Annotated in this window: 25 protein-coding genes, 1 pseudogene and 1 riboswitch; of the genes and pseudogenes, 11 read left to right on the top strand and 15 right to left on the bottom strand. The window is 69.7% G+C overall.

Annotated elements, in window-relative coordinates; genetic code table 11:
• Positions 1-123: 123 nt before the first annotated feature.
• From ACIBF5_RS05170 to ACIBF5_RS05145, 6 genes are all read right to left on the bottom strand, one after another.
• Positions 124-1,533 (bottom strand): class II fumarate hydratase, encoded by a 1,410-nt coding sequence (locus ACIBF5_RS05170; protein WP_396808244.1) that lies wholly within the window; start codon positions 1,531-1,533, stop codon positions 124-126.
• Positions 1,534-1,750: 217 nt separating this feature from the next.
• On the bottom strand, positions 1,751-2,302 hold the full coding sequence (locus ACIBF5_RS05165) for a hypothetical protein (RefSeq protein ID WP_396808243.1): 552 nt from the start codon (positions 2,300-2,302) through the stop codon (positions 1,751-1,753).
• Positions 2,303-2,345: 43 nt separating this feature from the next.
• Positions 2,346-2,747: a hypothetical protein gene (locus ACIBF5_RS05160; RefSeq protein WP_396808242.1), complete on the bottom strand. Its 402-nt coding sequence runs from the start codon at positions 2,745-2,747 to the stop codon at positions 2,346-2,348.
• A gap of 107 nt (positions 2,748-2,854) precedes the next feature.
• Positions 2,855-4,525 carry a fumarate hydratase gene (locus ACIBF5_RS05155; RefSeq protein ID WP_396808240.1) on the bottom strand — a complete coding sequence of 557 codons (1,671 nt, stop codon included), beginning with the start codon at positions 4,523-4,525 and terminating at the stop codon, positions 2,855-2,857.
• Between the two features lie 112 nt (positions 4,526-4,637).
• Positions 4,638-6,086, bottom strand: coding sequence for a PQQ-binding-like beta-propeller repeat protein (locus ACIBF5_RS05150; protein WP_396808239.1), 1,449 nt, complete (start codon positions 6,084-6,086; stop codon positions 4,638-4,640).
• A gap of 26 nt (positions 6,087-6,112) precedes the next feature.
• Positions 6,113-6,649 carry an Lrp/AsnC family transcriptional regulator gene (locus tag ACIBF5_RS05145; protein ID WP_396808237.1) on the bottom strand — a complete coding sequence of 179 codons (537 nt, stop codon included), beginning with the start codon at positions 6,647-6,649 and terminating at the stop codon, positions 6,113-6,115.
• Between the two features lie 133 nt (positions 6,650-6,782).
• On the opposite strand from ACIBF5_RS05145, the gene hppD reads away from it, so the two are divergent.
• The 6 genes from hppD to ACIBF5_RS05115 all read left to right on the top strand — a co-directional run bounded on the left by hppD (position 6,783) and on the right by ACIBF5_RS05115 (position 12,593).
• On the top strand, positions 6,783-7,991 hold the full coding sequence (gene hppD, locus ACIBF5_RS05140) for a 4-hydroxyphenylpyruvate dioxygenase (protein ID WP_396808236.1): 1,209 nt from the start codon (positions 6,783-6,785) through the stop codon (positions 7,989-7,991).
• A gap of 10 nt (positions 7,992-8,001) precedes the next feature.
• Positions 8,002-8,760 carry an RDD family protein gene (locus tag ACIBF5_RS05135; RefSeq protein ID WP_396808234.1) on the top strand — a complete coding sequence of 253 codons (759 nt, stop codon included), beginning with the start codon at positions 8,002-8,004 and terminating at the stop codon, positions 8,758-8,760.
• On the top strand, positions 8,757-9,773 hold the full coding sequence (locus ACIBF5_RS05130) for an RDD family protein (protein WP_396808232.1): 1,017 nt from the start codon (positions 8,757-8,759) through the stop codon (positions 9,771-9,773). The genes ACIBF5_RS05135 and ACIBF5_RS05130 overlap by 4 nt, the downstream gene beginning before the upstream one ends.
• Positions 9,773-10,882: a histidinol-phosphate transaminase gene (hisC, locus tag ACIBF5_RS05125; RefSeq protein WP_396808230.1), complete on the top strand. Its 1,110-nt coding sequence runs from the start codon at positions 9,773-9,775 to the stop codon at positions 10,880-10,882. Before ACIBF5_RS05130 ends, hisC begins: the two co-directional genes overlap by 1 nt.
• 135 nt (positions 10,883-11,017) lie before the next feature.
• Positions 11,018-11,575 carry a hypothetical protein gene (locus tag ACIBF5_RS05120; protein WP_396808228.1) on the top strand — a complete coding sequence of 186 codons (558 nt, stop codon included), beginning with the start codon at positions 11,018-11,020 and terminating at the stop codon, positions 11,573-11,575.
• Positions 11,576-11,681: 106 nt separating this feature from the next.
• Positions 11,682-12,593, top strand: coding sequence for a hypothetical protein (locus tag ACIBF5_RS05115; RefSeq protein ID WP_396808227.1), 912 nt, complete (start codon positions 11,682-11,684; stop codon positions 12,591-12,593).
• Positions 12,594-12,619: 26 nt separating this feature from the next.
• Here ACIBF5_RS05115 and ACIBF5_RS05110 read toward each other — a convergent pair whose 3' ends face one another.
• The 3 genes from ACIBF5_RS05110 to ACIBF5_RS05100 all read right to left on the bottom strand — a co-directional run bounded on the left by ACIBF5_RS05110 (position 12,620) and on the right by ACIBF5_RS05100 (position 15,634).
• Positions 12,620-13,648: a hypothetical protein gene (locus tag ACIBF5_RS05110; protein WP_396808225.1), complete on the bottom strand. Its 1,029-nt coding sequence runs from the start codon at positions 13,646-13,648 to the stop codon at positions 12,620-12,622.
• A 162-nt stretch (positions 13,649-13,810) separates the two neighbouring features.
• Complete coding sequence (locus tag ACIBF5_RS05105; RefSeq protein WP_396808223.1) at positions 13,811-15,070, bottom strand: PQQ-binding-like beta-propeller repeat protein; 1,260 nt, start codon at positions 15,068-15,070, stop codon at positions 13,811-13,813.
• 54 nt (positions 15,071-15,124) lie between these two features.
• Entirely contained in the window at positions 15,125-15,634 is a 510-nt protein-coding gene (locus ACIBF5_RS05100) for an SRPBCC domain-containing protein (protein ID WP_396808221.1), read from the bottom strand.
• Positions 15,635-15,773: 139 nt separating this feature from the next.
• Positions 15,774-15,975, top strand: a riboswitch (cobalamin riboswitch).
• Between the two features lie 29 nt (positions 15,976-16,004).
• Between ACIBF5_RS05100 and bluB the strand changes: the two genes are divergently transcribed.
• From bluB to ACIBF5_RS05080, 4 genes are all read left to right on the top strand, one after another.
• Positions 16,005-16,646: a 5,6-dimethylbenzimidazole synthase gene (gene bluB / locus ACIBF5_RS05095; protein ID WP_396808219.1), complete on the top strand. Its 642-nt coding sequence runs from the start codon at positions 16,005-16,007 to the stop codon at positions 16,644-16,646.
• A 195-nt stretch (positions 16,647-16,841) separates the two neighbouring features.
• Positions 16,842-17,717, top strand: a complete 876-nt coding sequence (locus ACIBF5_RS05090) for a polysaccharide deacetylase family protein (RefSeq protein WP_396808217.1) — start codon at positions 16,842-16,844, stop codon at positions 17,715-17,717.
• A 90-nt stretch (positions 17,718-17,807) separates the two neighbouring features.
• On the top strand, positions 17,808-18,011 hold the full coding sequence (locus tag ACIBF5_RS05085) for a type II toxin-antitoxin system VapB family antitoxin (RefSeq protein ID WP_396808215.1): 204 nt from the start codon (positions 17,808-17,810) through the stop codon (positions 18,009-18,011).
• The gene (locus ACIBF5_RS05080; protein ID WP_396808213.1) at positions 18,008-18,427 is read left to right on the top strand and encodes a PIN domain nuclease; all 420 of its coding nucleotides are present in this window, start codon (positions 18,008-18,010) and stop codon (positions 18,425-18,427) included. The genes ACIBF5_RS05085 and ACIBF5_RS05080 overlap by 4 nt, the downstream gene beginning before the upstream one ends.
• A 147-nt stretch (positions 18,428-18,574) precedes the next feature.
• On the opposite strand, the gene ACIBF5_RS05075 is transcribed toward ACIBF5_RS05080, so the two are convergent.
• The 5 genes and pseudogenes from ACIBF5_RS05075 to ACIBF5_RS05055 all read right to left on the bottom strand — a co-directional run bounded on the left by ACIBF5_RS05075 (position 18,575) and on the right by ACIBF5_RS05055 (position 21,690).
• Complete coding sequence (locus ACIBF5_RS05075) at positions 18,575-18,775, bottom strand: DUF397 domain-containing protein (RefSeq protein ID WP_396808211.1); 201 nt, start codon at positions 18,773-18,775, stop codon at positions 18,575-18,577.
• Positions 18,776-18,861: 86 nt separating this feature from the next.
• A pseudogene (locus tag ACIBF5_RS05070) lies at positions 18,862-18,987 on the bottom strand (XRE family transcriptional regulator); the annotation flags it as partial.
• A gap of 159 nt (positions 18,988-19,146) precedes the next feature.
• Complete coding sequence (locus ACIBF5_RS05065) at positions 19,147-19,350, bottom strand: DUF397 domain-containing protein (RefSeq protein ID WP_396808209.1); 204 nt, start codon at positions 19,348-19,350, stop codon at positions 19,147-19,149.
• A 268-nt stretch (positions 19,351-19,618) separates the two neighbouring features.
• On the bottom strand, positions 19,619-20,821 hold the full coding sequence (gene fahA, locus ACIBF5_RS05060; protein ID WP_396808207.1) for a fumarylacetoacetase: 1,203 nt from the start codon (positions 20,819-20,821) through the stop codon (positions 19,619-19,621).
• The gene (locus tag ACIBF5_RS05055; protein ID WP_396808205.1) at positions 20,818-21,690 is read right to left on the bottom strand and encodes a hypothetical protein; all 873 of its coding nucleotides are present in this window, start codon (positions 21,688-21,690) and stop codon (positions 20,818-20,820) included. Before ACIBF5_RS05055 ends, fahA begins: the two co-directional genes overlap by 4 nt.
• A gap of 95 nt (positions 21,691-21,785) precedes the next feature.
• On the opposite strand from ACIBF5_RS05055, the gene ACIBF5_RS05050 reads away from it, so the two are divergent.
• Positions 21,786-22,955, top strand: coding sequence for a homogentisate 1,2-dioxygenase (locus tag ACIBF5_RS05050; RefSeq protein ID WP_396808203.1), 1,170 nt, complete (start codon positions 21,786-21,788; stop codon positions 22,953-22,955).
• A 123-nt stretch (positions 22,956-23,078) separates the two neighbouring features.
• Here ACIBF5_RS05050 and ACIBF5_RS05045 read toward each other — a convergent pair whose 3' ends face one another.
• Positions 23,079-24,146, bottom strand: a complete 1,068-nt coding sequence (locus tag ACIBF5_RS05045) for a tetratricopeptide repeat protein (RefSeq protein ID WP_396808201.1) — start codon at positions 24,144-24,146, stop codon at positions 23,079-23,081.
• Positions 24,147-24,163: the final 17 nt, after the last annotated feature.

Raw genomic sequence — 24,163 nt, 5'->3', positions numbered from 1 at the left:
AAAACGCTCGGCTGGGACACCCCAGCCGAGCGCCTCGCTAAGCTCCTAACCGTCACCGACTAACCACCGTGTTGCAACGACCCCTGGAATCCGCCGCGATAACAAGGGGCCCTTCCTTACATCTCAGGGGTGGGTCATGCGGAGGACGTCGAGGGCCTGGTCGAGTTGTTCCTCGGTGAGTTTTCCGGCATCGACGTGGCCCCGGGCGAGCACCACGGACTTGATGGTCGACTCGGTCGCCAGCGCCTCCTTGGCGATCGAGGCCGCCTCGTCGTACCCGAGGTAGCGGTTGAGTGGGGTGACCACCGAGGGCGAGCCTTCGGCGTACGCCAGGGCCACCTCCGCGTTCGCGACCAGGCCGGCCACGCAGCGGTCGGCCAGCAGGCGGCTCGCCGCAGCCAACAACCGGATGGATTCCAGCAGGTTGCGGCCCATCACCGGGAGCATCACGTTGAGTTCGAAGTCGCCCTGCGACCCGGCGAAGCCGACCGTGGCGTCGTTGCCGATCACCTGTGCGCTGACCTGGCGGACCGCCTCGCAGACCACCGGGTTGACCTTGCCGGGCATGATCGACGAGCCGGGCTGGAGGTCGGGGATCTGCAACTCGCGCAGCCCGGCCCGGGGGCCGGAGCCCATCCACCGGATGTCATTGGCGATCTTGTAAAGGCCGACCGCGATCGTACGAAGCTGCCCGGACGCCTCCACCAGCGCGTCCCGCGCTCCCTGCGCCTCGAAGTGGTTGCCCGCCTCCGTCACCGGCACACCGGTCTGCTCACGCAGCTTCGCGATCACCGCCGGGGCGAACCCGACCGGGGTGTTGATCCCGGTGCCGACCGCCGTACCGCCGAGCGGCAGCTCAGCCAGCCGGGGCAGGACCGACCGCATCCGCTCGACGCCGTACCGGACCTGGGCGGCGTAACCGGAGAACTCCTGGCCCATGGTGATCGGGGTGGCGTCCATCAGGTGGGTACGACCGGCCTTCACCACGGTCGAGAACTCCTCCACCTTGGAACGCAGCGTCTGCTCCAGGTGCTCCAGTGCCGGCAGCAGGTCCTGGAGCACCGACTGGGTCGCGGCCAGGTGGATCGACGAGGGGAAGACGTCGTTGCTGGACTGGGAGGCGTTCACGTCGTCGTTGGGGTGGACGTCGCGACCCAACTCACGGGTGGCGAGGGTGGCGATCACCTCGTTGGTGTTCATGTTCGACGAGGTGCCGGACCCGGTCTGGAAGACGTCCACCGGGAACTGGTCGTCGTAACCACCGTCGGCCACGTGCGCCGCCGCGACCGCGATCGCCGCGGCGACCTCGGCGTCGATCACGCCAAGATCCGCGTTGACCTGGGCCGCCGCACCCTTGATCTGGGCCAGGGCGCGGATGTGTGCCGGCTCCAGTCCCCGCCCCGAGATGGGGAAGTTCTGCACCGCCCGCTGGGTCTGGGCCCGCCACAACGCCTCGGCGGGGACCTCGACCTCGCCCATGGAATCCCGCTCGACGCGGAAACCCGCTGTCCCTGGTGTGCTCACGTATCCCATCCTGCACCGCGATGCGACGTCCCGCAGGAAGGAGCCACAGTTGGCGCGGTCACAGAAGAGAAGCCGGGGGGTGCCGACCCCAAGTCGGACCGACTTGTTGGGCGCAAGGAAGGAAGGTAGGGTAAAACCGCCAGGAGCAGTAGTTCCTTGGAAGTGAGCCCGGCAGCCTTCCGGACGGTAGGTGGGCCGGGTTTCGCGTATCAACGACCAGAGAGCCTCAGACCTCTCGTACGTCCGTGACGATCTGGTTCACGGTCGCACGCCATCGGCCGCCTTTCGCCCAGCACCAGGCCACCGCATCAGGTATCGCCAGCAGTTCCTCCTCATGGGCACGTAGGTGGTAGTACCGGAACGGCTCGACCATGCCCGCCATTCGTACCTGACAGAACAGCAACTGCCGGTCGGCATCGAGAGTCGAGTCGTCACGTTCCAGCACTAGGCGTGCTGCGTTGATTTTCGCGAGATCGGCCACCAACTCGACCAAGCACGCATCCCTCGCAGCCTTGGTATTCCGTTGACCGGTCGCGTCGTAGACGACGGCTCGAACACCCAGTTCGACGACAGCAGCCAGAATCTGTCGCCGCCGCGCGTCGCTTTCCTTGTGGAAATGGATCCTGCGCTGCCCCGGCAGGACCAGTCGTTGGATCGCCTGGCGGGCGGGGGCAAGGTCGGCGGGCAGCACCACGGCGGCGGCGACCAGCAGCCCTCGCTGCTTCGTCTCATCCACGAACACATGCGCGTGCAGGCGACTCCCCCCTTTCAAGGTCATCTGTGCCGATCGCGACGGGTCTCCCACCTCGCGGTCCGACGGGTCACGACGCGCGGTGCCGCAGGCTCTGCAATGACGCTCCGGTCGCGCTCACCAGGAAGAAGGCCCAGCCGTTGCGGTGCGGACTGACGCCAGGGTTGTAGTGCGCGACGATCGCCCGGGCGGCTTCGCTGGGAGTCCGGAACGCGCGGTCGGCCAACGGACCCGAGGTGATCTCGATCCGGTTCGGCCCCGGGATGAAGAGCGCCTGTGTGCGGTGGCCGGCGTAGTCGGCGTGGACCCGCACCGGGTTCGGTTCTCCGTCGGCGACGGCTGGTGGCAGGGCGGCTGCCGGTTGGCTCTGCTCCACCAACCGGGCCACTACCTGCCCCTTGCTCAACCCGGCGATGCTGGCCGCGAACTCCAGCAGCCGATCCGTGGCGTCGTCAATCTCGATCTGCGGCACGCCATCACCCCCTCGTCGGACATGACGATACCAGCCTTGAGCATCTACACAAGCAACAAGTCTGCCAAGATCTCTCAACTCCCAAGTTCTTGGGAAACTTTGGAGAATCAGCGCCGACCGACGGTGAGGACCGGCTTGGTGACCTCGGCGAAGAAGTCGTTGCCCTTGTCGTCGACGACGATGAAGGCGGGGAAATCCTCGACCTCGATCCGCCAGATCGCCTCCATGCCCAGCTCCGGGTATTCCAGCACCTCGACATGCTTGATGCAGTCCTGAGCGAGTCGGGCGGCCGGGCCGCCGATCGAGCCGAGGTAGAAGCCGCCGTGCTCGTGACAGGAGCGGGTGACCTGGCCAGACCGGTTGCCCTTGGCGAGCATCACCTGCGAACCACCAGCCGCCTGGAACCGCTCCACGTAGGCGTCCATCCGGCCGGCCGTAGTCGGCCCGAACGAACCGGAGGCGTAGCCCTCGGGGGTCTTCGCCGGACCGGCGTAGTAGACCGCGTGATCGCGCAGGTACTGCGGCATCGGCTCACCGGCGTCCAACCGCTCGGCGATCTTCGCGTGGGCGATGTCCCGGGCGACCACCAGCGGACCGGAGAGCGAGAGCCGGGTTTTCACCGGGTACTTCGACAGCTCGGCCCGGATCTCGTCCATCGGCCGGTTGAGGTCGATCCGAACCACATCGGCGCCGGCTTCGAGCTGGGTGTCGGTGACGTCGGGCAGGAACCGCGCCGGGTCGGTCTCCAGCCGCTCCAGCCAGACCCCGGAGGGCGTGATCTTGGCGACCGCCTGCCGGTCCGCCGAGCAGGAGACCGCGATCGCCACCGGGCAGGAGGCGCCATGCCGGGGCAGCCGGACCACCCGTACGTCGTGGCAGAAGTAGCGGCCACCGAACTGGGCGCCGATGCCGAACTGGCGGGTCAGCTCCAGCACCTCCGCCTCCAGCTCAACGTCACGGAACCCGTGCGCGAGCATCGAGCCCTCGGTGGGGAGCGCGTCCAGGTACTTCGCCGAGGCCAGCTTCGCGGTCTTGAGCGCGTACTCGGCCGAGGTGCCGCCGATCACGATCGCCAGGTGGTACGGGGGGCAGGCGGCGGTGCCGATCAGCCGCAGCTTCTCCTCCAGGAACTGCATCATCCGGGTCGGATTGAGCAGCGCCTTCGTCTCCTGGTAGAGGTACGACTTGTTGGCCGAGCCACCGCCCTTGGCCATGAAGAGAAACTTGTACGCGTCCGGGTGCCCGTCCGGGTCCTCGGCGTAGATCTCGACCTGGGCCGGCAGGTTGCTGCCGGTGTTGCGCTCTTCCCACATGGTGAGCGGGGCGAGCTGGGAGTAGCGCAGGTTCAGCCGGGTGTACGCCTGGTAGACGCCCCGGGAGACCGCCTCGTGGTCCGAGCCGTCGGTCAGCACATGCCGGCCGCGCTTGCCCATCACGATCGCGGTGCCGGTGTCCTGGCACATCGGCAGCACCCCGCCGGCCGCGATGTTCGCGTTGCGCAGCAGGTCGAGCGCGACGAAGCGGTCGTTCGGCGAGGCGGCCGGGTCGTCGATGATGGCCCGTAGCTGGGCCAGGTGTGCGGGGCGGAGAAAGTGGGCGATGTCGTGCATCGCCTCGGCGGTCAACGCGGTCAGCGCGGCGGGCTCCACGGTCAGGAATCGCCGGCCACCCGGCCCGTGTACCACGTCGACGCCCTCGTCGGTGATCAGCCGATATTCGGTCTGGTCGGCGCCGACGGGGAGCAAGGGAGCGTAGGAGAACGCGGCGGCACTGCTCATGAGCGGAAAGCCTAGGCCAGTGGACCGGAACCGTCCTAGCCGCCGGTCACCTCCCGCATCGTCCGGGTCGTCCGTCGTGCGCTTTCCACGCTCCGGGCGGGGGCTGACCGGCTCAACCGTCCTTGCCGGAGCCGGCCGGTCCGCACTCTTCCATCTTCGGTCCACCGCAGGTCGGGCCCGTGTCGCCGGGACCGGCACCCGGCCCCGGGGAGGTTCCGGGAGCACCCGGGCCGGGTCCGGGTACACCGGCCGCCGAGCCGAACTGGACATAACCGATGTCTCTGCCGTCGCCAATCACCAATCCGGCGGGACCGACCGCGAGCACCTTCGCCGACGTGGCGAGGTCGAGCAGTTCGCGTCCACTGAGCGGATCGAGCGCGAGCACCCGGTTCGGTTTCTCGTCGACCAGCAGCGCGGCGGCGCGGGTGAGCATGGCGCCCCCCTCTGGGCCCAGCGGGCGGTTCCAACGTGGCGCGTCCCGGGCCAGTTCCCGCCCGATGAGGGACTGGTGGTCGGCGGAACGCACCAACGCGTACCGGTCGTCGACGGCGAGCAGCTTTTCACCTTCGGCACCGGACCAGAGCAGCCGTCCGTCGTACCCGTCGATGACCGTTTCCCGGCCGTCCGGGCCGACGCCGACCAGGACGCTCTGCCCGCCCTGCGGGTCGTCGCGCTGTACGCAACCGCCCGCGTTGGCGGTGCGCAGGTTGATGCCGGACCGTCGCCACACCTCCTGCCCGGTGATCGGATCCCGGGCCAGCACGGTGAAGTAGCAGCTTCCGTCCTCGGCGCGGGCCTCGATCCGCAGCATCCGACCGCCGACCACCACCAGCCGGTCGGCCCGGCCCGGCTGTACGTCGCGGAGCACCCGTCCGGTAGCGGTGTCCACGATGTGCACCCGACCGTCGACCGGGAAGCCGAGCAGGGACGGCATGGTCTCCGGTCCGCTCGCGTCGTCGGCGACGTGTGTGGTGGTCAACCGTCGGGTGCCGAGCACCTCGGGGTTGTCGGCGAAGAGGCCGGTGCCGACTCCGGGCAGGAAGGCGGTCCAGACCGGTTTGGTGCCGCGCGGGTCCCACCGGCTCAGGGTGCACTCGCGCGGGTCGCGACAGTGGACGTCGAGCAGCGCGTTGCGGTACGTCCAGACCCCGCTGGCCTCGGTGTCGCGGCGCCGTACCGCCCCGGTTTCGGGGTCGATCAGCTCGTACCCCTTGGTCAGCAGTTTGCCGGTGGCGACGACCGGGTCGGTCTCGCTCCCGGCGACCGCCGCCCAGTCGGCCTTGCGTTCCCAGAGCTTGCCGCCGGTGGCGAGGCTGCGCGACTCGACGAACGTACGTTGCTCGACCACGACGGTGCTGCCGGCGACGGTCACGCTCTTCGGGGTGCCGCCGACCCGCTGTTGCCAGACCACGTCCGGCTCGGAGAGGGGCTGGCTGCGGTTGACCCAGGCGAGCACGTTGGGGAAGGGGTTCCAGATCCCGGTGGCCGAAAGCACGATGACCGCGACCAGCATGAAGGCGAGGAACCACTTCGCGCTCCGCCCGGCGCTCCCCTTCGCCATCGGGCTACCGTAACGACGCGCGGGGGTCAAACGCGGGAGGGCTCGCCGCCGGGATCTTCCGGAGTTGCCCGCGTCACGCCGACTGCCGCCGACCGGACCAGCGGCAGCACCCGGTACGGGATCTGTTCGGCGAGCGCGATGATGGTCGAGGCGCGGGCGATTCCGTCGTACGACACGATCTCGTCGATCACCCGTTGCAGGTCCGCGTTGGAGCGGGCGACGATCCGGCAGAGCATGTCGCCGGTGCCGGTGATCGTGTGTGCCTCCAGCACTTCGGGGATCGCCCGCAGGTGCGCCGCGACCGGGTCGTGGCCGTGCCGCTGGCTGATCTCCAGAGTGACGAAGGAGGTGACGCCGAATCCGATCGCGGCCGGCGCGAGTTCCGGACCGAAGCCACGGACGACTCCCCGGGCGACCAGTTTGTCGAGCCGGGCCTGGACCGTGCCCCGGGCCACCCGGAGCCGGCGGGAGCACTCCAGTACGCCGATCCTCGGCTCCTCGGCGAGCAGCTCGATCAGCCGAGCGTCAAGCCGGTCGAGCTGTACAGCCTGTACATCAGTCACGGTGGTTGACCATACCGAATGTGCAAGCTGACCAGCCAAACATCTGACAGTTGCCCAGCCGGGGCGGAGACGAGATCCTCGCCACAGGACCGCCGCCGAGCAGACGGGCGGCCGGCACGGAGGGAGTTCGACCATGACCCAGGCGATTGACCGACCGTCGCCCGACACCACCGACGTCGACGTCGACGTTCTGGTGGGCGCGGTCGACCACGACATCTCGGCCGACCCGTTCCCGGTCCGGGGCATCGACCACATTCAGTTCATGGTCGGCAACGCGAAGCAGGCGGCGCACTACTACTCGACCGCCTTCGGCATGACCTGCGTCGCCTACCGGGGTCCGGAGCAGGGTTTCCGCGACCACGCCGAGTACGTGCTCACCAGCGGCTCGGCCCGGTTCGTGCTGACCGGTGCGGTGCACGCGGGAGCCGCCGGCAGCGAGCACGTGGCCAAGCACAACGACGGGGTGCAGGACATCGCCCTGGAGGTGCCGGACGTGGACGCGGCGTACGCACACGCCCTCACCCAGGGTGCGACCGCGATCGTCGGCCCGTACGACGTGACCGACGAGCACGGCACCGTCCGGATGGCGAGCATCGCCACCTACGGCGACACCCGGCACACCCTGGTCGACCGGTCGAAGTACGCCGGCCCGTTCCTGCCCGGCTTCGTGGCGCGCGGTCCGATCGTGGACCGGCAGCCGATGATCGACGCCGGGGTCCAGCCGAAGCGGTTCTTCCAGGCTGTCGACCACGTGGTGGGCAACGTGGAGCTGGGCAGGATGGACGAGTGGGTCGAGTTCTACCGGCGGGTGATGGGCTTCACCAACATGGCCGAGTTCATCGGCGACGACATCGCCACCGACTACTCGGCGCTGATGTCGAAGGTGGTGGCGAGCGGCACCCGCAAGGTCAAGTTCCCGCTGAACGAGCCGGCGGTGGCGAAGCGCAAGTCGCAGATCGACGAGTACCTGGAGTTCTACGGTGGTCCCGGCCCGCAGCACATCGCGGTGGCGACCAACGACATCCTGCGCAGCGTGGACGCGATGCGGGCGGCCGGGGTGGAGTTCCTGGACACGCCGGACTCGTACTACGACGACCCGGAGCTGCGGGCTCGGATCGGCGAGGTACGCGCGCCGATCGAGGAGCTGAAGGCGCGCAAGATCCTGGTCGACCGCGACGAGGACGGCTACCTGTTGCAGATCTTCACGAAGCCGGTGCAGGACCGGCCGACCGTCTTCTTCGAACTGATCGAGCGGCACGGATCGCTCGGTTTCGGCAAGGGCAACTTCAAGGCGCTGTTCGAGGCGATCGAGCGGGAGCAGGAAGCGCGCGGGAACCTGTAACACTGTCCGCGTGACCGAGCCGCCCCCGCACTCGACGCCGCCGCCCGGCGGGCCCGTGACCCCCAACCCCCAGGGGCCGGTCCCGCCGGGCGGCCACCTCCCGGCCCAGGCCGGGCCGCATCCCGGACCTCCGCTCTGGTACGCCGGACCTCCCGCCCAGGTACGGCCGGGTGGCTTCCCGGACGCACCGCCGCCCGGTTGGCGACCGGGTTACCCGCCACCGCCGCCGCTGAGCCCGGCGGGTCAGCCACTGGCCGAGTTCTCCGACCGGTTCCTCGCCGGCCTGGTGGACCACGGGATCTATCTCCTGGTCAGCCTGGTGTTCACGGTGCCGGCGATGATCTACTACTTCACCCGGGTCCTGCCGGACATGTTCGTGCTGACGCCGGACGGCACCCTGCGGGAGCCGGACTTCCTCGCCGTCATGGTCCCGATGTTGCTGTTGCAGTTCGGCCTCATGGTGGTGCTCCTGGCCGTTCTGTACGTCTACCACGTGGAGATGATGTTCCGAACCGGGCAGACACCGGGCAAGCGGATCATGAAGATCCGGGTGGTGCCGCTCGACCCGTACGCCACCCTCACCCGTGGTGCCACGGTCAAGCGTTACCTGGTGCAGTTCGCCGCTGGCGCGCTCGTACCCGGCCTCAACTACCTGGACGGGCTCTGGCAGCTTTGGGACAGGCCGTTCCAGCAGTGCCTCCACGACAAAGCCGCCCGTACCGTGGTCGTTAAGGTTCCCAGGGTGAACGAACTGAGGTTGGCGCCATGACGGTGCAACCGGGCTGGTACACCGACCCTGCCGAGCCGAGCACCCAGCGCTACTGGGACGGCGACGGTTGGATCGGCGCGCCACTGCCCGCCGACACCACCCCGCCCCCGGGGCCACCGCCCGCCGAGCCGGAGCCGTCCAGCGCTCCGCCGGCCGTGCTGTCGGCGCCGCAGGGTTCCGGGACGACCACCACGGCCACGTCGCCGACCAGCCCGTCCGGCGGGTTGCCGGGTCTGCCGGGCGCCCCGGTCCCACCCGGATCTCCCGGGGCTCCGCCGGCCAACGGCGTACCTCCCTGGCCGGGCGCGACGGGTCCGATGCAGCCCGGTCAGGCCGGTCTGCCGTCCCCGGGTCCGGTGCCGCCGGCCTGGGGTTACCCGCCGTACCCGTTCCCGCCGGGCGAGCCCCGGCCGCATGGCAAGGCGTTGGCCCCGCTCGGTACCCGGATCGCCGCCCGCCTGATCGACATCGGCGCGGTCCTGCTGCTCAACGTGGTCGTCAACGGCTGGTTCGTCTGGCGGTACGCGCAGGAGGTCGGCCCGGTCTACCGGGAGATCGTGCGCCGGTCGGTGGAGGGCAACTCGTCCACCGAGGGGTTGCCACCGGTCAGTCCGCAGGCCGACTGGCTGCTCCTGGTCATCCTGGTGATCGCCGCCGCGCTCTGGTTCGCGTACGAGGTGCCGGCGATGGCGAACACCGGGCAGACGTTCGGCAAGCGGCTGCTTGGCCTCCAGGTGGTCTCGCTCGGTGACAGCGAGCACCTCGGCTTCGGCCGCGCCGCCCGGCGCTGGAACACCCTTGGCCTGCCCACCTTCTTCTGGTACTGCTGTGGTCTCGGTTTCCTGCTGCAACTCGTCGACTGCGCGTTCGCGCTCTTCGACCGCCCGCTGCGGCAGGCGTTGCACGACAAACGCGCGCAGACCGTGGTGGTACGCCTCGACCGGAAGACCAGTACAGCGTCGGTGCCGCCCACCGCGGGCGACCGATCGGACACCTCAGGAGGGCCCACGTAATGACCGGCCGCGACCGCAGCCAGCCCAACCGGCTGACCCGACCCGACCTGGCCTCGCTGCCGAGCTACGTACCGGGGCGCAATCCCGCTGACCTGGCCCGTGAGCTTGGCATGGCCGAGGCGATCAAGTTGGCCAGCAACGAGGTGCCGTTCGGCCCGTTGCCGGGTGTGGTGGAGGCGGTCGCGGAGGCCGCCGCGCTGGCGCATCGCTACCCGGACCCGGCGGCGACTGCCCTGCGTGCGGCCCTCTCCGAGCAGTACGGCATCTCCGCCGACCGGATCGCGACCGGCTGTGGCTCGGTCGCGCTCGCCGAGCATCTGGCCCGGGTCACGAGCCTGCCCGGCGACGAGATCGTCTACTCGTGGCGCTCGTTCGAGGCGTACCCGATCATCACGGCGACCAACGGCGCGACCAGCGTACGGGTGCCGAACACCGCCGGGCATGGCCACGACCTGACGGCGATGGCGGAGGCGGTGACCGACCAGACCCGGTTGGTGCTGGTCTGCAATCCGAACAACCCGACCGGCACCAGCGTGCGCCGGGCCGAGCTGGACCGGTTCATCGACGCGGTCCCGGACGACGTGCTGGTGGTGCTGGACGAGGCGTACCGGGAGTTCGTGACCGACCCCGGGGTGCCGGACGGGCTGACCGCCTACGGTGACCGGCCGAACGTGGTGGTTCTGCGGACGCTCTCCAAGGCGTGGGGGCTGGCCGGGCTGCGGATCGGTTTCCTGGTTGCCCACCCGGAGGTCGCCGCCGCGGTGCGTAAGGTGGTGACCCCCTTCTCCAGCAGCACGGTGGCACAGGCGGGTGCGGTCGCCGCGCTGGCACAGGCCGAGGAGGTACGTCGCCGCTGTGCCCTGGTGGTGGCGGAACGTGACCGGGTCACCGTGGCGCTGCGCAAGCTGCTACCGGAGGTGCCGGAGAGCCAGGCGAACTTCGTCTGGTTGCCGCTGGGCGACCGGTCGGTCGAGTTCGCCCGCTCCTGCGAGTCCCATGGCGTGATCGTCCGGCCGTTCCCCGGCGAGGGCGTACGGGTCACGATCGGCGCTCCGGTCGAGAACGACGCCTTCCTCGCGGTGGCGGAGACCGCCCTTCTTACCGACTAGGCGGGCATAAAGCCCTTATTTGCTACTTTTGCCACCAACACGGGCATACTGCCCTAGCTTTCGAAGTAGCCCCGTAATGCCAGCCAACCGGCATTGCGACCAGCCCGCTACTTCGAGACCATAGGGGTATAACTCGTGCGTTTTGCCAAAATCTTCGTGGTGGGTGCTGCCGCCGCCGCAGCGGCGGTAGCGCTCACCGGCATGCCGGCGGCGGCGGCTCCGACCGACGACACGGAAGTAACCTTCGAGATCCTCGCCGGCACCCTCGACATCACCGCACCCGCCACCGCCGACCTCGGTACCGGTGAAGCCGGCACCGTGATCGACGGGCAGATCGGTCCGGTCACCGTCGATGACTCCCGGGCCGAGCCGGACGCGTCCTGGGAAGCGACGGTGACCTCGACCGACTTCACCACCGGAACGGCGACGCCGACCGAAACCGTGCTGGCCTCACAGGTCGACTACTGGTCCGGTCCCGCGACCGCGACCACCGGTAACGGCACGTTCACGCCGGGGCAGGTCAACGCCGCAGCCGCGGCGCCACTCGACGACACCACGCCGCTCACCGCGTTCACGCACACCGGCGGCACCGGCAACAACACCGCCACCTGGAACCCGACCCTGGAGGTGAACGTACCGCTGGCCAACGTGGCGGGCGTCTACACCGGGACGGTGACACATTCGGTGGCGTAGCCGCCGGGGCCGGTCGGCCCGACGCGTAGCACTCGCGCTGCTCTGCCTCGCTGGCCTGGGCTTCTCCGCCCAGGCCAGCGCGGCCGAACCGGACCCCGGACAGGAAATGATCGGCATTCAGCTACTCGAAGCGCCGACCGACCGCCGCGGCGACCCACGTGCCCTCCGGTACATCGTCGACCACCTTCCGCCCGGCACCGTCATCAAGCGGCAACTGCTGGTGGCGAACAAGACCGCCAAGACACAACGGGTCGATCTCTACCCGGCCGCCGCCACGATCGAGGAGGAGCGGTTCGTGTTCGGTGCGGCACGGACCCCGAACGAGCTGACCTCCTGGATCTCGCTGGACCGGGAGACGCTGGAACTGGAACCCGGCGGCAAGGCCCGGTTCCGCGCGACGATCACGGTGCCGCCCCAGGCGTCGGCAGGCGAACGGTACGCCGTGATCTGGGCCTCGGTCTCGTCCGCGCCGGATCCGACGGCGAACGTCAACAAAATCCACCGGGTGGGCGTACGGACCTATCTCAGTGTCGGGCCCGGTGGCGAACCCCCGTCCAGCTTCACCATCGGTGAGCTGTCCCCGGCCCGGGACACCCTGGGCGTCCCCTCCGTGCGCATCGCGGTCCGCAACACCGGCGAGCGCGCCCTGGACCTGACCGGTTCGGTGAGCCTCTCCGACGGCCCCGCCGACCTGCGCGCCGGACCCTTCGACGTGGTGGACGGGACGACGATCACCCCGGGTGAGTCCGGGACGGTCCTCGCACAACTCCCCCGCGAACTGCCGAACGGCCCCTGGCAGATCGACGTCGCCCTGGCGAGCGGGCAGGTGAAAGAGAGCGCCACCGCGCGAATCACCTTCCCGGACCCGGGACGGGTCGGCGAACCCGGCTCCCCACTGAGTCGACTCGGCCCGCTCTGGGCGCTGGTCGCCGGGTCACTCGTGGTGGGGCTGGTCGTCCTCACCGGCCTGCTGCTCCTGATCCGTCGGTCCCGGCGCCGTACCGCCGTGTCGGGATGAGTGACCCGGAACCCGGGTGGCGCCGGTCAGCTCTCCCGGTCGGTGGCGAGTTGACGACGACGGCGTGACCGGAACACCAGCGCCAGGCCGGACAGGAGGACCACCACGCCGACGGCGAGCGAGCCGCTGAACCACACGGTCGGGTTGCGGATCAGGGAACCCGGGGACCTGGGCACGTCCGGCGCTGGGAAGGCCACCTCGGCCGCGGCGGTACGCCGTACCAGGCCGCTGGCGAGTGCCACCTCCGCCTGACGCGTCCCGCCCGGCAGGTCGGGCGGGAGTGCGACCTGCACCGACCCTGATTCGCCGGGGGCGAGTGTGGTGCCGTCTACCACGTCGAACGGGCCGGCCGCTGTGCCCGGCCCGCCGACGAACGACACCTTGCCGGTCATGTCGAGTGCGCGGCCACCGGTGTTGCGTACCCGCACGGTGAGGGAGGGCTGACCGCCGGGAGCCCGTCCGGGGACGAATTCGTCGATGTCGAAGGAGGACGGTGGTTCGCCACCGGTGCCGACGCCAAGGTAGAGCCGGACACCGGCCCGGTGCACCTCGGTCACCAGGCTGCCCGGCTCCGGGGCGGAGGTGGCCGATGCCCAGATGACCGCGTACCGCTCACCGGCCGAGGCGTTGCCCGGCACCTTCACGGTGGCGATCACCTCGACGGTCCTGCCGACGGCCATGTCGATCTCGTCCGTGTCGAGAGAGATCCATGAGGCAAGCTCGTTGACGGCCCGTCCGTCGCCGGACCGGAACCGCTCGCCTTCGACGGTCGCGGCTCCGGCGTAGAGCTGGACCCGTTGCCGGCGGTCCGTCCGATTGCTGACCTTGAGCTTTCGCTGGATCTCACCGCCGGCCGGCAGGTGGTCGACAATGGCGGTCCGGGCCCGTGGGTCGTCCTTGCGGTCGAGCGGCGTCTCCATCAACTGGATTCCGACGGCGTTCTCGGAGTCACCGGGGTCGGCGCCGACCGGTGCGGGCGGGGCTACGAGGCAGATCAGCGCCAGCGTCATCGACCAGGCTGGCACGAGGATCGCCCAGGCACGTACGCGATGCATGAATCTTCCCCACTTTCGCTGAACGTCGAACGGTGGAGTCAGTCGCTACGTGAAGATACTTCTACTTATGCCCTGATAAGTGCGGATTGCGGGCGCTACTGATCGACCCGGTGGTTTCTGGTCAATCACCTCCCGACCCCCGCCCGCCAGCGGTAAGGGGGCTCAGGTGGCGGCGAGGATGACCGGCTGCGGAGCCGCGTAGAACTGTGGGTCGGCCGCGTCCGGCGGGGCCGCCGCCGCCAGCCGTTCCACCGCCACGAAACCGTCGGCCGCGTACACGAATCCGGTCCGCCACGGCACGACCTCGTCACCGGCGACGAGGGGGAAGCTCGACCGTTGCGCACCGGTCATCGAGTTGAGCGTGATCAACTCGTGCGCGTCGGTGAGCAGGTGCAACCGCCCCGGCTGCACGGCCACGATCCGGGCCATCTCGGGGCCGGTACGCCGCCACAACTCGGTGCCGTCGCGTACGGAACGGGCCACCAGCTCCCGCCCGCTCGGGGTCAGCGCCACGTCGCCGTCGAGCACCACATCCGTCGGGTCCAGCACCGGAACCGGCACCGGCTCGTCCCCGTCCACCAGCCAACCCCGGCTGGTCCCGGCGCTGGTGGTACGCATTCCCGGGCAGTTCGACTCGCCGTTGCCGCAGCCGAGCGGCACCAACCCCAACTCCGAGCCGGCATCCTCAGGTCGCCACCGCCGGACCAGGTCACCGGTCTCCACGTCGTGGAACTCCACCGTCTGCGGAGCCGCGCAGGCGTCGACCGTGGCGAGTTGGCCGGCGGTGGTGGTGAGTGCACCGGCCCGACAGGCGCCGTCGATGTCGACCCGCCACAACTGCTCGCCGTCGGCCAGGTCCAGACCACGCAGCCCGGAACCGCCGATCACCACCAGCACCGTCCGACCGCTGCGTCCGGTCGCCAGGATCAGGCCGGCGGGGGTGTAGTTGACGCTGGCCCCGGTGCGGCGCCCGTCGTACCCGTGTCCCGGCGGAGGGCCGTCGGCCCGCCACCTGATCCGGCCGGTACGGGCATCCTGCGCGACCAGGTCCCCGTCCGACCAGCGGCTGACCACGGTGGTGCCACTGGCCACGATGCCGATCAGCTCCGCCGGCCAACGCCGGTACGACCAGTACGGGGTTCGTCGGGTCCGGGCGTCGACCGGCTGGTCGGCCCGGACCTGGCGGTCGGTGGCATAGATCCGCAGCCGGCCGTCCACGATCAGCGGGGCCGAGGCGAGCGTGCCGACGACCCCGGTTGCCGCGCTGACCGGGGCAGGGTAGCCGGTGCGAGCGGGGGTGAGCACCTCGGCGGGCGAGAGGACGCGGTACACGATCACGGCGACCGCCGCGACGACCAGCGCCGCCGCGATCACGGCGGCGGCCGGCCTGCGCCGTAACAGCCCACCGCTGCGAGATCGCATCGAGCACCTCCGCCCGCGACCCTACCGAGCCTGCGCGGACCGAAATCCGGCAGGTCAGGCGGCAGCGGCCGGGCCGCCCCGGCGCTCCCGGCCATCGGCGGTGACCGCCGCGGCCAGGTCGGCGAGGTCGCGACGCAACACGCCCTCGACGGTACGGGCGGCCAGCCCACCGAAGACCAGCGCCAGCAGCCGCCCGTGCGGGGTGGTGACCGTCCCTTCCTGCACCACGCTGACCGCCGTCCGGCCGGTACGTCGACGCCGCCGTCCTTCGATCGGGGTGAAGGTGTACGCGGTCCGGTACTCGACGCCGATGCCGGCGGAGGTGACGGTGAGCCGGTGGGGCGGGACCGCTTCCTCGACCTGGAACTCCTCGGCCAGTTCGGTCCCGTCCGGCAGCCGGTGCCCCTCCCGCCAGGTGCTGCCCACCCGGAGTGGGCCTGGGGTGAGCACGTCGATCCCGGTGACCGTGGAGAGCCAGCCGCCCCGGCCGGGCAGGTCGGTGAAGACCCGCCACAACTCGTCCGCTGACGCGTCCACCACCCGGGTCACCGCCACCGTCGCCATCGCACCTCCCGAGCCTCCACGGTAAGGCGAGTGGCCGACGATCGGGGCGAAGTTTGGTGGACGGCGAGGAGAACGTGACGCTGGTGACGGGCTCCCCGTCCCGAGGCCGTCCACCCGTCCGGTGCCGCTATTGTGCGCGGTGGCACAAACGTTGCGAGGTGCCCCGCGCGAGCGGGGAGAATCGGGAAGCCGGTGTGAATCCGGCACGGGCCCGCCGCGGTGACCGGGGAGCTGCCACCCACGCGTACCAGACGCAGCCACTGGCCCCTGAGGGGCTGGGAAGGCGGGTGACCAGCGTAGATCCGGGAGTCCGAAGACCGGCCTCGCGTCACCGGCCCCGTCAGGGGCGCGAGCGCAGCGGGAGCCTGCCTTGAACACCGGACTTTACGAAACCATCCACCGTCGCCGGGACGTACGTGCCCAGTTCACCGGCGCGCCGATCCCCGACGAGACGCTGGACCGAATCCTGACGGCGGCGCACGCCGCGCCGAGCGTCGGTCTCTCCCAGCCGTGGGATTTCATCCTGGTCCGCGATCGGGAGCTGCGGGAGGAGTTCCACCGGCACGTGGAGCGGGAACGGGACACCTTCGCGGCCACTCTCGACGGTGCGGCGGCGGAACGGTTCGCCCGAATCAAAATCGATGGCGTACGCGAGTCGACGTTGTCGGTCGTGGTGACGTACGACCCGGAACGGGGTGGGCCGGCGGTGCTGGGCCGCCACGCGATCGCCGACGCCGGCCTCTACTCGGTCTGTCTGGCGATCCAGAACCTCTGGCTGGCTGCGACCGCCGAGCAGGTCGGGGTCGGCTGGGTCTCGTTCTACCGGGAGCCGTTTTTGCGCGACCTGCTCGGCATCCCGGCCACCATCCGTCCGGTGGCGTGGCTCTGCCTCGGCCCGGTCACCCATCTGGAGCAGACGCCGGACCTGGAGCGGCACGGCTGGCGCCAGCGACGCCCGGTGTCGTCGGTGATCCACCAGGACCGCTGGGCGTCTGGTCACCGCCCCTCCTGACCAGGACTGGAGCGGGCTATGCGCTCGCTCTTCGAAGACCACGACACCTCCTCAAGAACACCTAGCCATGATCATTGCGCCGCTGGCTGTTCTGGCGGCGGTCCGCAGAACAGCCAGCGGCGCATGGATCATGCACTCCCTCGTCCAACCTCACGGGCTGACAGGTTCCTCACGTTTGGTGGCTACAGTCCCGGCGTGACATCCACCCCCACCCGTCGCATCCTTTCCGTACTCCCGCTTTTGGCCCTGCTGACGTTGAGCGCCTCTGGTGCCGGCGCCCACCCCACGTTCGACGCGGCTCCGACCACCGCAGGCCGACCGAGCCCGTCCGCCCCGCCCTCGGTCGGCGCACCGGCAACGCCGTCAGCAACACCGTCGGCTTCGCTGTCGGGGGCGGGCACACCCGCGCCGAAGAGCTTGGCCTGGTATCTCGCCCAGGTGCCGGACTTCCCCGAGGCGCCGCCACCGCAGCGGGTGCAACTGCCCAAGGACGGTTCGGCCCCGTTCTGGTTCCGGGTGCCGACCGACCAGAAGGTTGCCTTCATCACCATCGATGACGGCGGGATGGCCCGTCCACCAGCGGTCATCGATTTCATCCGGGAGGCGCACATCCCGGTCACGATGTTCCTGAACTCGCCGGCAGCGGCCGAACACACGCCCTACTTCAAGCAGATCGAGTCGGCGGGCGGGGTGGTGGAAAACCACACCATCACCCATACGTCACTGAAGGGCAGGTCGTACGCCTTCCAGAAACACGAGATCTGCGGGGCGGCGGACAAGCTGGAGCAACTGTTCGGCAGACGGCCGGTCCTGTTCCGCCCGCCGTTCGGCAACCGTGACGCGACCACGTTGAAAGCCGCGCACGACTGCGGCATGAAGGCGGTCTTCCACTGGACCGAGACCGTCAACGAGGGGATCGTGCGCTACCAGACCCCGACGAAGGTGGTGAAGCCCGGCGAGGTGCTGCTGATGCACTTCCGACCGGCGCTCATGGACGATCTCCTGGCGGCGCTGAAGGCGATCCACCGTTCCGGGCTCACCCCGGCGCTGCTGGAGGAGTACGTGGAGTGACCGTAGCTGTCAGCGAACGCCGCTCCTTATATCAAGTTGGCGAAAACTTGATATCCTGGGTGCCTGACGGCCAGGCAAGGCGAGGTGGACATGTCCCGAACCATCCTTGATGTCGATGATGCCCTGCTCGATGAGGCAGCGACGATCCTCGGTACCACGACGAAGAAGGCAACCGTCAACGAAGCACTCCGGGCCGTCGTGAACCGTGAGAAGCGCCGCGAGTTCGCCGACTGGCTCAAGTCCGGCGGCCTCCCCGACCTGACAAACCCCGCGTCCCACTCGGATGCGGCGTGAGGCGTGAGTGTTACCTGCTCGACAAGTCGGCGCTGGCCCGTTGGCCCAAGCCCGAGGTCGCACCAGTTCTCGACGAATTGTCCGATCGCGGTCTACTCGCCGTCTGTGGTGCGATAGAAATCGAAGTCGTCTACAGCGCACGTACTGCGGCCGACGCCCAACGCGCTCGCTGGTTGCTACACGGCTTCGAATGGTTACCCATGCCTGACGACATCTGGGATCGAGCGATCGAGGTCCAGATTCAGGCCCTACACAAAGGCAATCACCGCGCGTTGTCGATGGCAGACCTGCTGATAGCGGCAACTGCCGAGCGTCATGGCGCCGCGGTGCTGCACTACGACAGCGACTTCGACATGATTTCCGCGATCACTGGCCAGCCGACCAGTTGGGTTGTTCCCACCGGCACCGTCAACTGACTGTCGATTCTCGACCACTTGGCTGTCGGACAACAGGTCCTTGACACCGGAGCCGCGCATCCAGGCCGAGTAAGTCGCGTGCGAGTTCATCCTTGGCCAGGCGCGCTGCCGCCAAGCATCAAGAACGCCGGACACCCACAACGGCTCTCAGTAACGAAAGCTGCCGGACTTCACCCCGACGACAAACGCCGCCCACCCGGCCCGCCCCACCATCAGGGTCGGACCGGCAACATCCTTCGAATCCCGTACGCCGACCACACCCACCAGGTTGTCCGCCACCTCGACGCACTGACCCTGGCTGTTGGAGCGGCTGCTCTTGCGCCAACGGGCGCCGGCCAGATCACCCACGACTCATATCCCTTCGCGGTGTGAAGGAGCAGGTCCGGGGTGGCGCTCTCGCTCAGAGACACCGACAGGAGATCATCGAACGCCGAAGTGTATCGATCCGCCTCGGCCGGCTTGTCCAGGAAGAGCGCGCCCGTGAAGCCTTCGACGTAGACGGTGGTCGGCTCCTGACGCCGGGCGAAGTCCAGGACGGTATAGGCGCCGGTGGTGACCACCCCACCGTGGTGAATGACGGCGGGGCTGACTCCCGTACCAGTGGCGCTTGATCGGGTCCGGCCCGGCGGCAACCGGTGCCGGACATACAGAAGGGCGGCCCCGCCTTGCTCACCGATCGGGCGGGGCCGCCCGAAAACCACACTCTGACGTTGTCTGAATCAGCCGTCGAAGGAGCCGGACCGCGCTGCGCCGATGAAGGCGGACCAGTCGGCCGGGCTGAACGCCAGCACCGGTCCGGTGATGTCCTTCGAGTCGCGAACCCCGACGACGCCGGTCAGGTTGTCAGCCACCTCGACGCACCAACCTTGGTCGTTCGACCGGGTGCTCTTACGCCACTCCGCGCACACGAGATCGATCTGCATTTCAGCCCCTTTGATGCGAGTTATGCACATAAACGTGCGTTCGCCGGTATTGTTCCATGACGAACGGTGCGACACGCCTTACCGAGTGCAACATGCAGGAGGAGTGCGGCGGGGGCTCGCACGTTCTGTGCGATCTCCGCGACGGACAGCGCACCCAGGGGTGTTCCACTGTCGATAGACGCTCTTGGAGGAGGCGCTCGGGGCCCGGGTGACGAAGGATCCGGGTGGCCAAGGATCCGGCCGGCTACGGCACCAGTCGGAGTCGCGGCTAGTGCCGGGCCGGTACGACCGTCCCGGTGACCTCACCGAGGCTGACCGTACGGCCGTCCGCGCCAGCGGCGGTGGCGCTGATGGTGACCGTGTCGCCGTCAGCGAGGAAGGTGCGAACCGTGCCGTCGGCCAGCGTCACCGGCTCCGCCCCGCCCCAGGTCAGCTCCAGGAACGAGCCCACCTGGTCACGCCGTGCACCGGAGACGGTCCCCGAGGCGTAGAGGTCACCGGAGCGCACCGAGGCGCCGTTGACGGTCAGGTGTGCCAACTGCTGGGCCGGGGTCCAGTACATGTCGGCGAACGGTGGCTCGCTCACCCGGCTGCCGTTCCAGTCGACCGCGAGCCGCAGGTCGAGACCGAGGTGCGGCTCGTCGCGCAGATAGTCGAGGACCGGCGGGTCCTGCACCGGTGCCGGCACCCAGGCGTGCGCCAGCGCGTCCAGCGGCACCACCCAGGGCGAGATCGAGGTGGCGAACGACTTGCCCAGGAACGGCCCGAGCGGTCGATACTCCCACGCCTGGAGATCCCGCGCCGACCAGTCGTTCAGCAGCACCACGCCGAAGACGTACTCGGAGAAGTCCTCGACCGACACCCGGTCGCCGAGCGCGGTGGGGGGCCCCACCACGAAACCGACCTCGGCCTCGATGTCGAGCCGGACCGACGGGCCGTAGACCGGACCGTCCGGAGTCGAACGCTGCCCGCACGGGCGGACGATCGGCGTACCGGAGGCGACCACCGTGCCGGACCGCCCGTGGTAGCCGATCGGCAGGTGCTTCCAGTTCGGCAGCAACGGCGGCTCACCGGGCCGGAAGATCTGGCCCACGTTCGACGCGTGCTGCTCCGAGGAGTAGAAGTCGACATAGTCACCGACCTCGAACGGCATCCGCAGGGTGACCTCGGCGAGCGGGTGCAACAACGGCGTCACCACGGCCCGGTGGGACGGATCGGTGAGCAGTTCGACGATCCGCTTCCGTACCGCGCCCCACTGGGCGTGTCCGAGCGCCATGAACTCGTTGAGCGTGGAGGCGCGCAACGCGCCACCGGCCAGGATCAGGCCGCCGGCCTCGGCGCCGTCGAGGTCGAGGACGAATTCCCCGATCCGTACGCCGATCCGGGCCGGCGCGTCCGCGTGCGTGAACACCCCGTACGGCAGGTTGTGCGTGTCGTACGACGAGCCTGCCGCGCCCTCGACCCAGCTCACGTGCTCTCCCCGTGGTTGATCAGTCCCAGTTGGACCAGGTCGGTCAGTGGTTCGTCGATGCTGCACGAGCCGAAGCCGCGCCAGAGCGCCCGGTCCTGTTCACGCCGGACCCGGGCCGGTTCGACCATCCGTAGTGGGTCGCCACTGGCCAGCAGTTCCGCGATCTCGGCCACCTCGGCGCCCTCCGTCGCGGCGGCGGTGGCGACCAGCACGTTGACGAATCCGTGGTGGGTGAAGCCGGTCTCCGGGTCGGTGTGGCGCAGTGCGTGGTGCAGTCCTGCGGTGAGCTTGAACGGCAGTGCCCGTTCCCGGCAGGCGCGGATCACGGCGGCCAGCTCGGCCGGGCTGGGGAAGAGTTCGGCGGCGAGGCCGCCGGTGCGGAACTTCGCCGCGACCGGGATGCCGGCGGCACGGGCCTCGGCGATCCGGTCCAGCGCGGCGAGCAGCCCCCAGGTCAGCGGGACCTCGGCGTAGAGGTCCGGTGCGGGCGCTCCGGCGCGGAGTGTGGCGGTGTGCTGGTCGAGGAGTGCGGTCAGACCGGGGGTCGGGTCCTCGCCCCGTTTGGCGACCGCCGCCTCCACCTGCCGGGGGCACACCCGGGGGTCGACCGCCGCGAGCAGGTCGGGGAGGCGACCGATCGGTACGTCGCCGATCACGCCGACCTCGATCCGCTCGTCGGGTCCGAGCAGTGCCGGCAGGTGGGGCAGGGCCGTGGCCGGGACGAGCAGGGGTCCGACCAGGTCGGCGTACCAGGCGGTGCGGTGTTGGCGGTGGGCGGCGACGGCGTCGTGCAGCGACGCGTTGCCGGGCGGGAAGACCGCCGCGTCGTCGACCAAGCCGGCGAAGAGCCGGGGCACCTGCGTTGACACGAACAGAGAACTTACGGGACGCTACGACTAACGGACAACAGCGTCCGATTATCGGACGCTGTCGGCCGCTGAATGGGACAAATGCGGAGGTCAAAGTGCCGTACTACCGCAGCGTCGGTGAGCTGCCCCGGAAACGCCACACCCAGTTCCGGCAGCCCGACGGGAGCCTCTACGCCGAGGAACTGATGGGCCAGGAGGGCTTCTCCTCCGACTCGTCGCTGCTCTACCACCGCTACCTGCCGACCGCGATCGTGGCGGCCGAACAGTTCACCCCACCAACCTGGTCCCGGGTGCCGAACCTGCCGCTCAAACCCCGGCACCTGCGCACCCACAAGCTCGACACGGGCGGCGCGGACCCGGTGCTGGGCCGGCAGCACCTGCTCGCCAACGACGACGTCCGGATCTCCTACGTGGTCGCCGACCAGCCCTCCCCGCTCTACCGCAACGCCATCGGCGACGAGTGCCTCTACGTCGAGTCCGGCGCGGCCCAGATCGAGTCGACCTTCGGCATACTCGGGGTGACCGCCGGCGACTATGTGATCATTCCGACCTCGGTGGTGCACCGGATCGTGCCGGTGGCACCCGAACCACTGCGCCTGCTCACCATCGAGGCGACCGGTCACATCGGACCGCCGAAGCGCTACCTCTCCGCCCGGGGGCAGTTCCTGGAACACTCCCCCTACTGCGAACGCGACGTACGCGGCCCGGCCGAACCGCTGCTGGTCGAGGAGTCCGACGTCGAGGTGTACGTCCAGCACCGCCGAGGCTGGACCCGGTACGTCTACGCCAACCACCCGTTCGACGTCGTCGGCTGGGACGGCCACCTCTACCCGTGGGCCTTCTCCATCCACGACTTCGAACCGATCACCGGTCGGGTGCACCAGCCCCCGCCGGTGCACCAGACCTTCCAGGGTCCGAACTTCGTCATCTGCTCGTTCGTCCCGCGCAAGGTGGACTACCACCCGCTCGCGATCCCGGTGCCGTACAACCACCACAACACCGACTCCGACGAGATGCTCTTCTACACCGGCGGCAACTACGAGGCCCGACGCGGCTCCGGCATCGAACAGGGCTCCATCTCCCTGCACCCGGCCGGTTTCACCCACGGCCCGCAGCCCGGCGCTGCCGAACGCTCCATCGGCGTCGAGCACTTCGACGAACTCGCCGTCATGGTCGACACCTTCCGCCCGCTGGACCTCTGCGACCCGGCGCTGACCGTCGAGGACCCGGGATACGCCTGGACCTGGGCCCGCCGCACCCTCTGAGCACCCGTCCGGGCGGACGTCTCGGAACCCGTACCCCGACAGGGAAGGCGTGCCCCCCGCGCGGGAGTGGGCACGCCTTCCCTGTCGGGGTACGGGTCCGGGCCGGCGAGCACCCGCGCCGGGTCAGCGTGCGGCAGGACCGTAGCGGCGGAGCACCGCCAGTTCGGCCACAGCGGTCGCGACGATCGCCAGCACCAACGGCCACGGGGTGCCGACCAGGGTGTAGAGCAGGAGGAACGCCGGGGCGGCCAGGGTGGCGTACACCGACAGCCCCAGGACCCGGTCCTGGCTCATCAACGTCGGCAGGACCGTCCTGGTCAGGCCCGGCACCTTCGAGGCGAACCGCCACACCAACACCGCGCCGACGATCGCCAGCAACGCCGCCCAGACCCGGGAGGCGCCACCGTTCGCGGCGGCCATGAAGGCCACCAGCACCGCTGCGGTGATCGAATAACCGGCGCCGTACGTCACCAGGCGGAGCACGCTCTCCGCGACCGAGCGGTAGCTGTCCACCCGTACCGGCTGGATCGAGACGCTGGCGGCGACCTCCTCCAGCGCCTGCGCGTAACGGCGCCGTTCGAGCCGGCTCTGTCCGACGTCGTCACCGGCCGCGTCCAGCGTCGGGTCGAGCCGCAACGCCTCCTGGTATGCCCGCTCGGCCAGGTCGAAGAGGTTCAGTCGGGCCGCGACCATGCCCAGCACCAGGTGCGCCTGCGGCTCCTGCGGGGCGAGTTCGACCGCGCGCCAGGCCGCGTTCAGCGCCGGCTGGCCGTTGCGCGCGTCGGCCAGGATCCCGGCCGCGCTCCGCTGGGCGTACGCGTCCGCCGGGCCCCGGCCGAGAATCTCGTCGGCGACCTCGGCCGCCTCCCGGAACCGCCGCAGTTCGACCAGCGCGATCCCCCGGGCGACCAGTGGTGGAGCCCAGTCGGGCGCGGCGCCCGGGATGGCGGCCGTCGCGGTCGACAGGGCTGTCGCGGTGTCGGCGGCGGCCAGCGCCTCCTCGGGTCGCTCCGCCGCCAGGTGGGTCCGGGCGAGCATCGTCCAGGCCCGCACACTGGCCTGGTCGAGGGTGATCGCGAAGCCGAGTTCGGTCACCGCGTCGTCGTAGCGGCCGAGCTCGGCCATCAGGTCGGCGCGCTGGAGGTAGTCGTCGGCGGAGGCCTGGTGCTCGGGTGCTGCGTCGCTGGACACCGTTCGAGCCTAGGCCA

This window comes from Micromonospora sp. NPDC050417, from assembly GCF_044458865.1.
GTDB lineage: Bacteria > Actinomycetota > Actinomycetes > Mycobacteriales > Micromonosporaceae > Micromonospora_G.
This window is presented reverse-complemented; position numbering and strand designations above follow the sequence as displayed.

What these genes read in the sequence shown, in the direction of transcription:
- ACIBF5_RS05170 (WP_396808244.1), bottom strand. Translation starts at nt 1,533, where the DNA reads ATGGGATACGTGAGCACACCAGGGACAGCGGGTTTCCGCGTCGAGCGG.
- ACIBF5_RS05165 (WP_396808243.1), bottom strand. Translation starts at nt 2,302, where the DNA reads ATGACCTTGAAAGGGGGGAGTCGCCTGCACGCGCATGTGTTCGTGGAT.
- ACIBF5_RS05155 (WP_396808240.1), bottom strand. Translation starts at nt 4,525, where the DNA reads ATGAGCAGTGCCGCCGCGTTCTCCTACGCTCCCTTGCTCCCCGTCGGC.
- ACIBF5_RS05150 (WP_396808239.1), bottom strand. Translation starts at nt 6,086, where the DNA reads ATGGCGAAGGGGAGCGCCGGGCGGAGCGCGAAGTGGTTCCTCGCCTTC.
- hppD (WP_396808236.1), top strand. Translation starts at nt 6,783, where the DNA reads ATGACCCAGGCGATTGACCGACCGTCGCCCGACACCACCGACGTCGAC.
- ACIBF5_RS05130 (WP_396808232.1), top strand. Translation starts at nt 8,757, where the DNA reads ATGACGGTGCAACCGGGCTGGTACACCGACCCTGCCGAGCCGAGCACC.
- hisC (WP_396808230.1), top strand. Translation starts at nt 9,773, where the DNA reads ATGACCGGCCGCGACCGCAGCCAGCCCAACCGGCTGACCCGACCCGAC.
- ACIBF5_RS05115 (WP_396808227.1), top strand. Translation starts at nt 11,682, where the DNA reads ATGATCGGCATTCAGCTACTCGAAGCGCCGACCGACCGCCGCGGCGAC.
- ACIBF5_RS05110 (WP_396808225.1), bottom strand. Translation starts at nt 13,648, where the DNA reads ATGCATCGCGTACGTGCCTGGGCGATCCTCGTGCCAGCCTGGTCGATG.
- ACIBF5_RS05105 (WP_396808223.1), bottom strand. Translation starts at nt 15,070, where the DNA reads ATGCGATCTCGCAGCGGTGGGCTGTTACGGCGCAGGCCGGCCGCCGCC.
- ACIBF5_RS05100 (WP_396808221.1), bottom strand. Translation starts at nt 15,634, where the DNA reads ATGGCGACGGTGGCGGTGACCCGGGTGGTGGACGCGTCAGCGGACGAG.
- ACIBF5_RS05085 (WP_396808215.1), top strand. Translation starts at nt 17,808, where the DNA reads ATGTCCCGAACCATCCTTGATGTCGATGATGCCCTGCTCGATGAGGCA.
- ACIBF5_RS05065 (WP_396808209.1), bottom strand. Translation starts at nt 19,350, where the DNA reads ATGCAGATCGATCTCGTGTGCGCGGAGTGGCGTAAGAGCACCCGGTCG.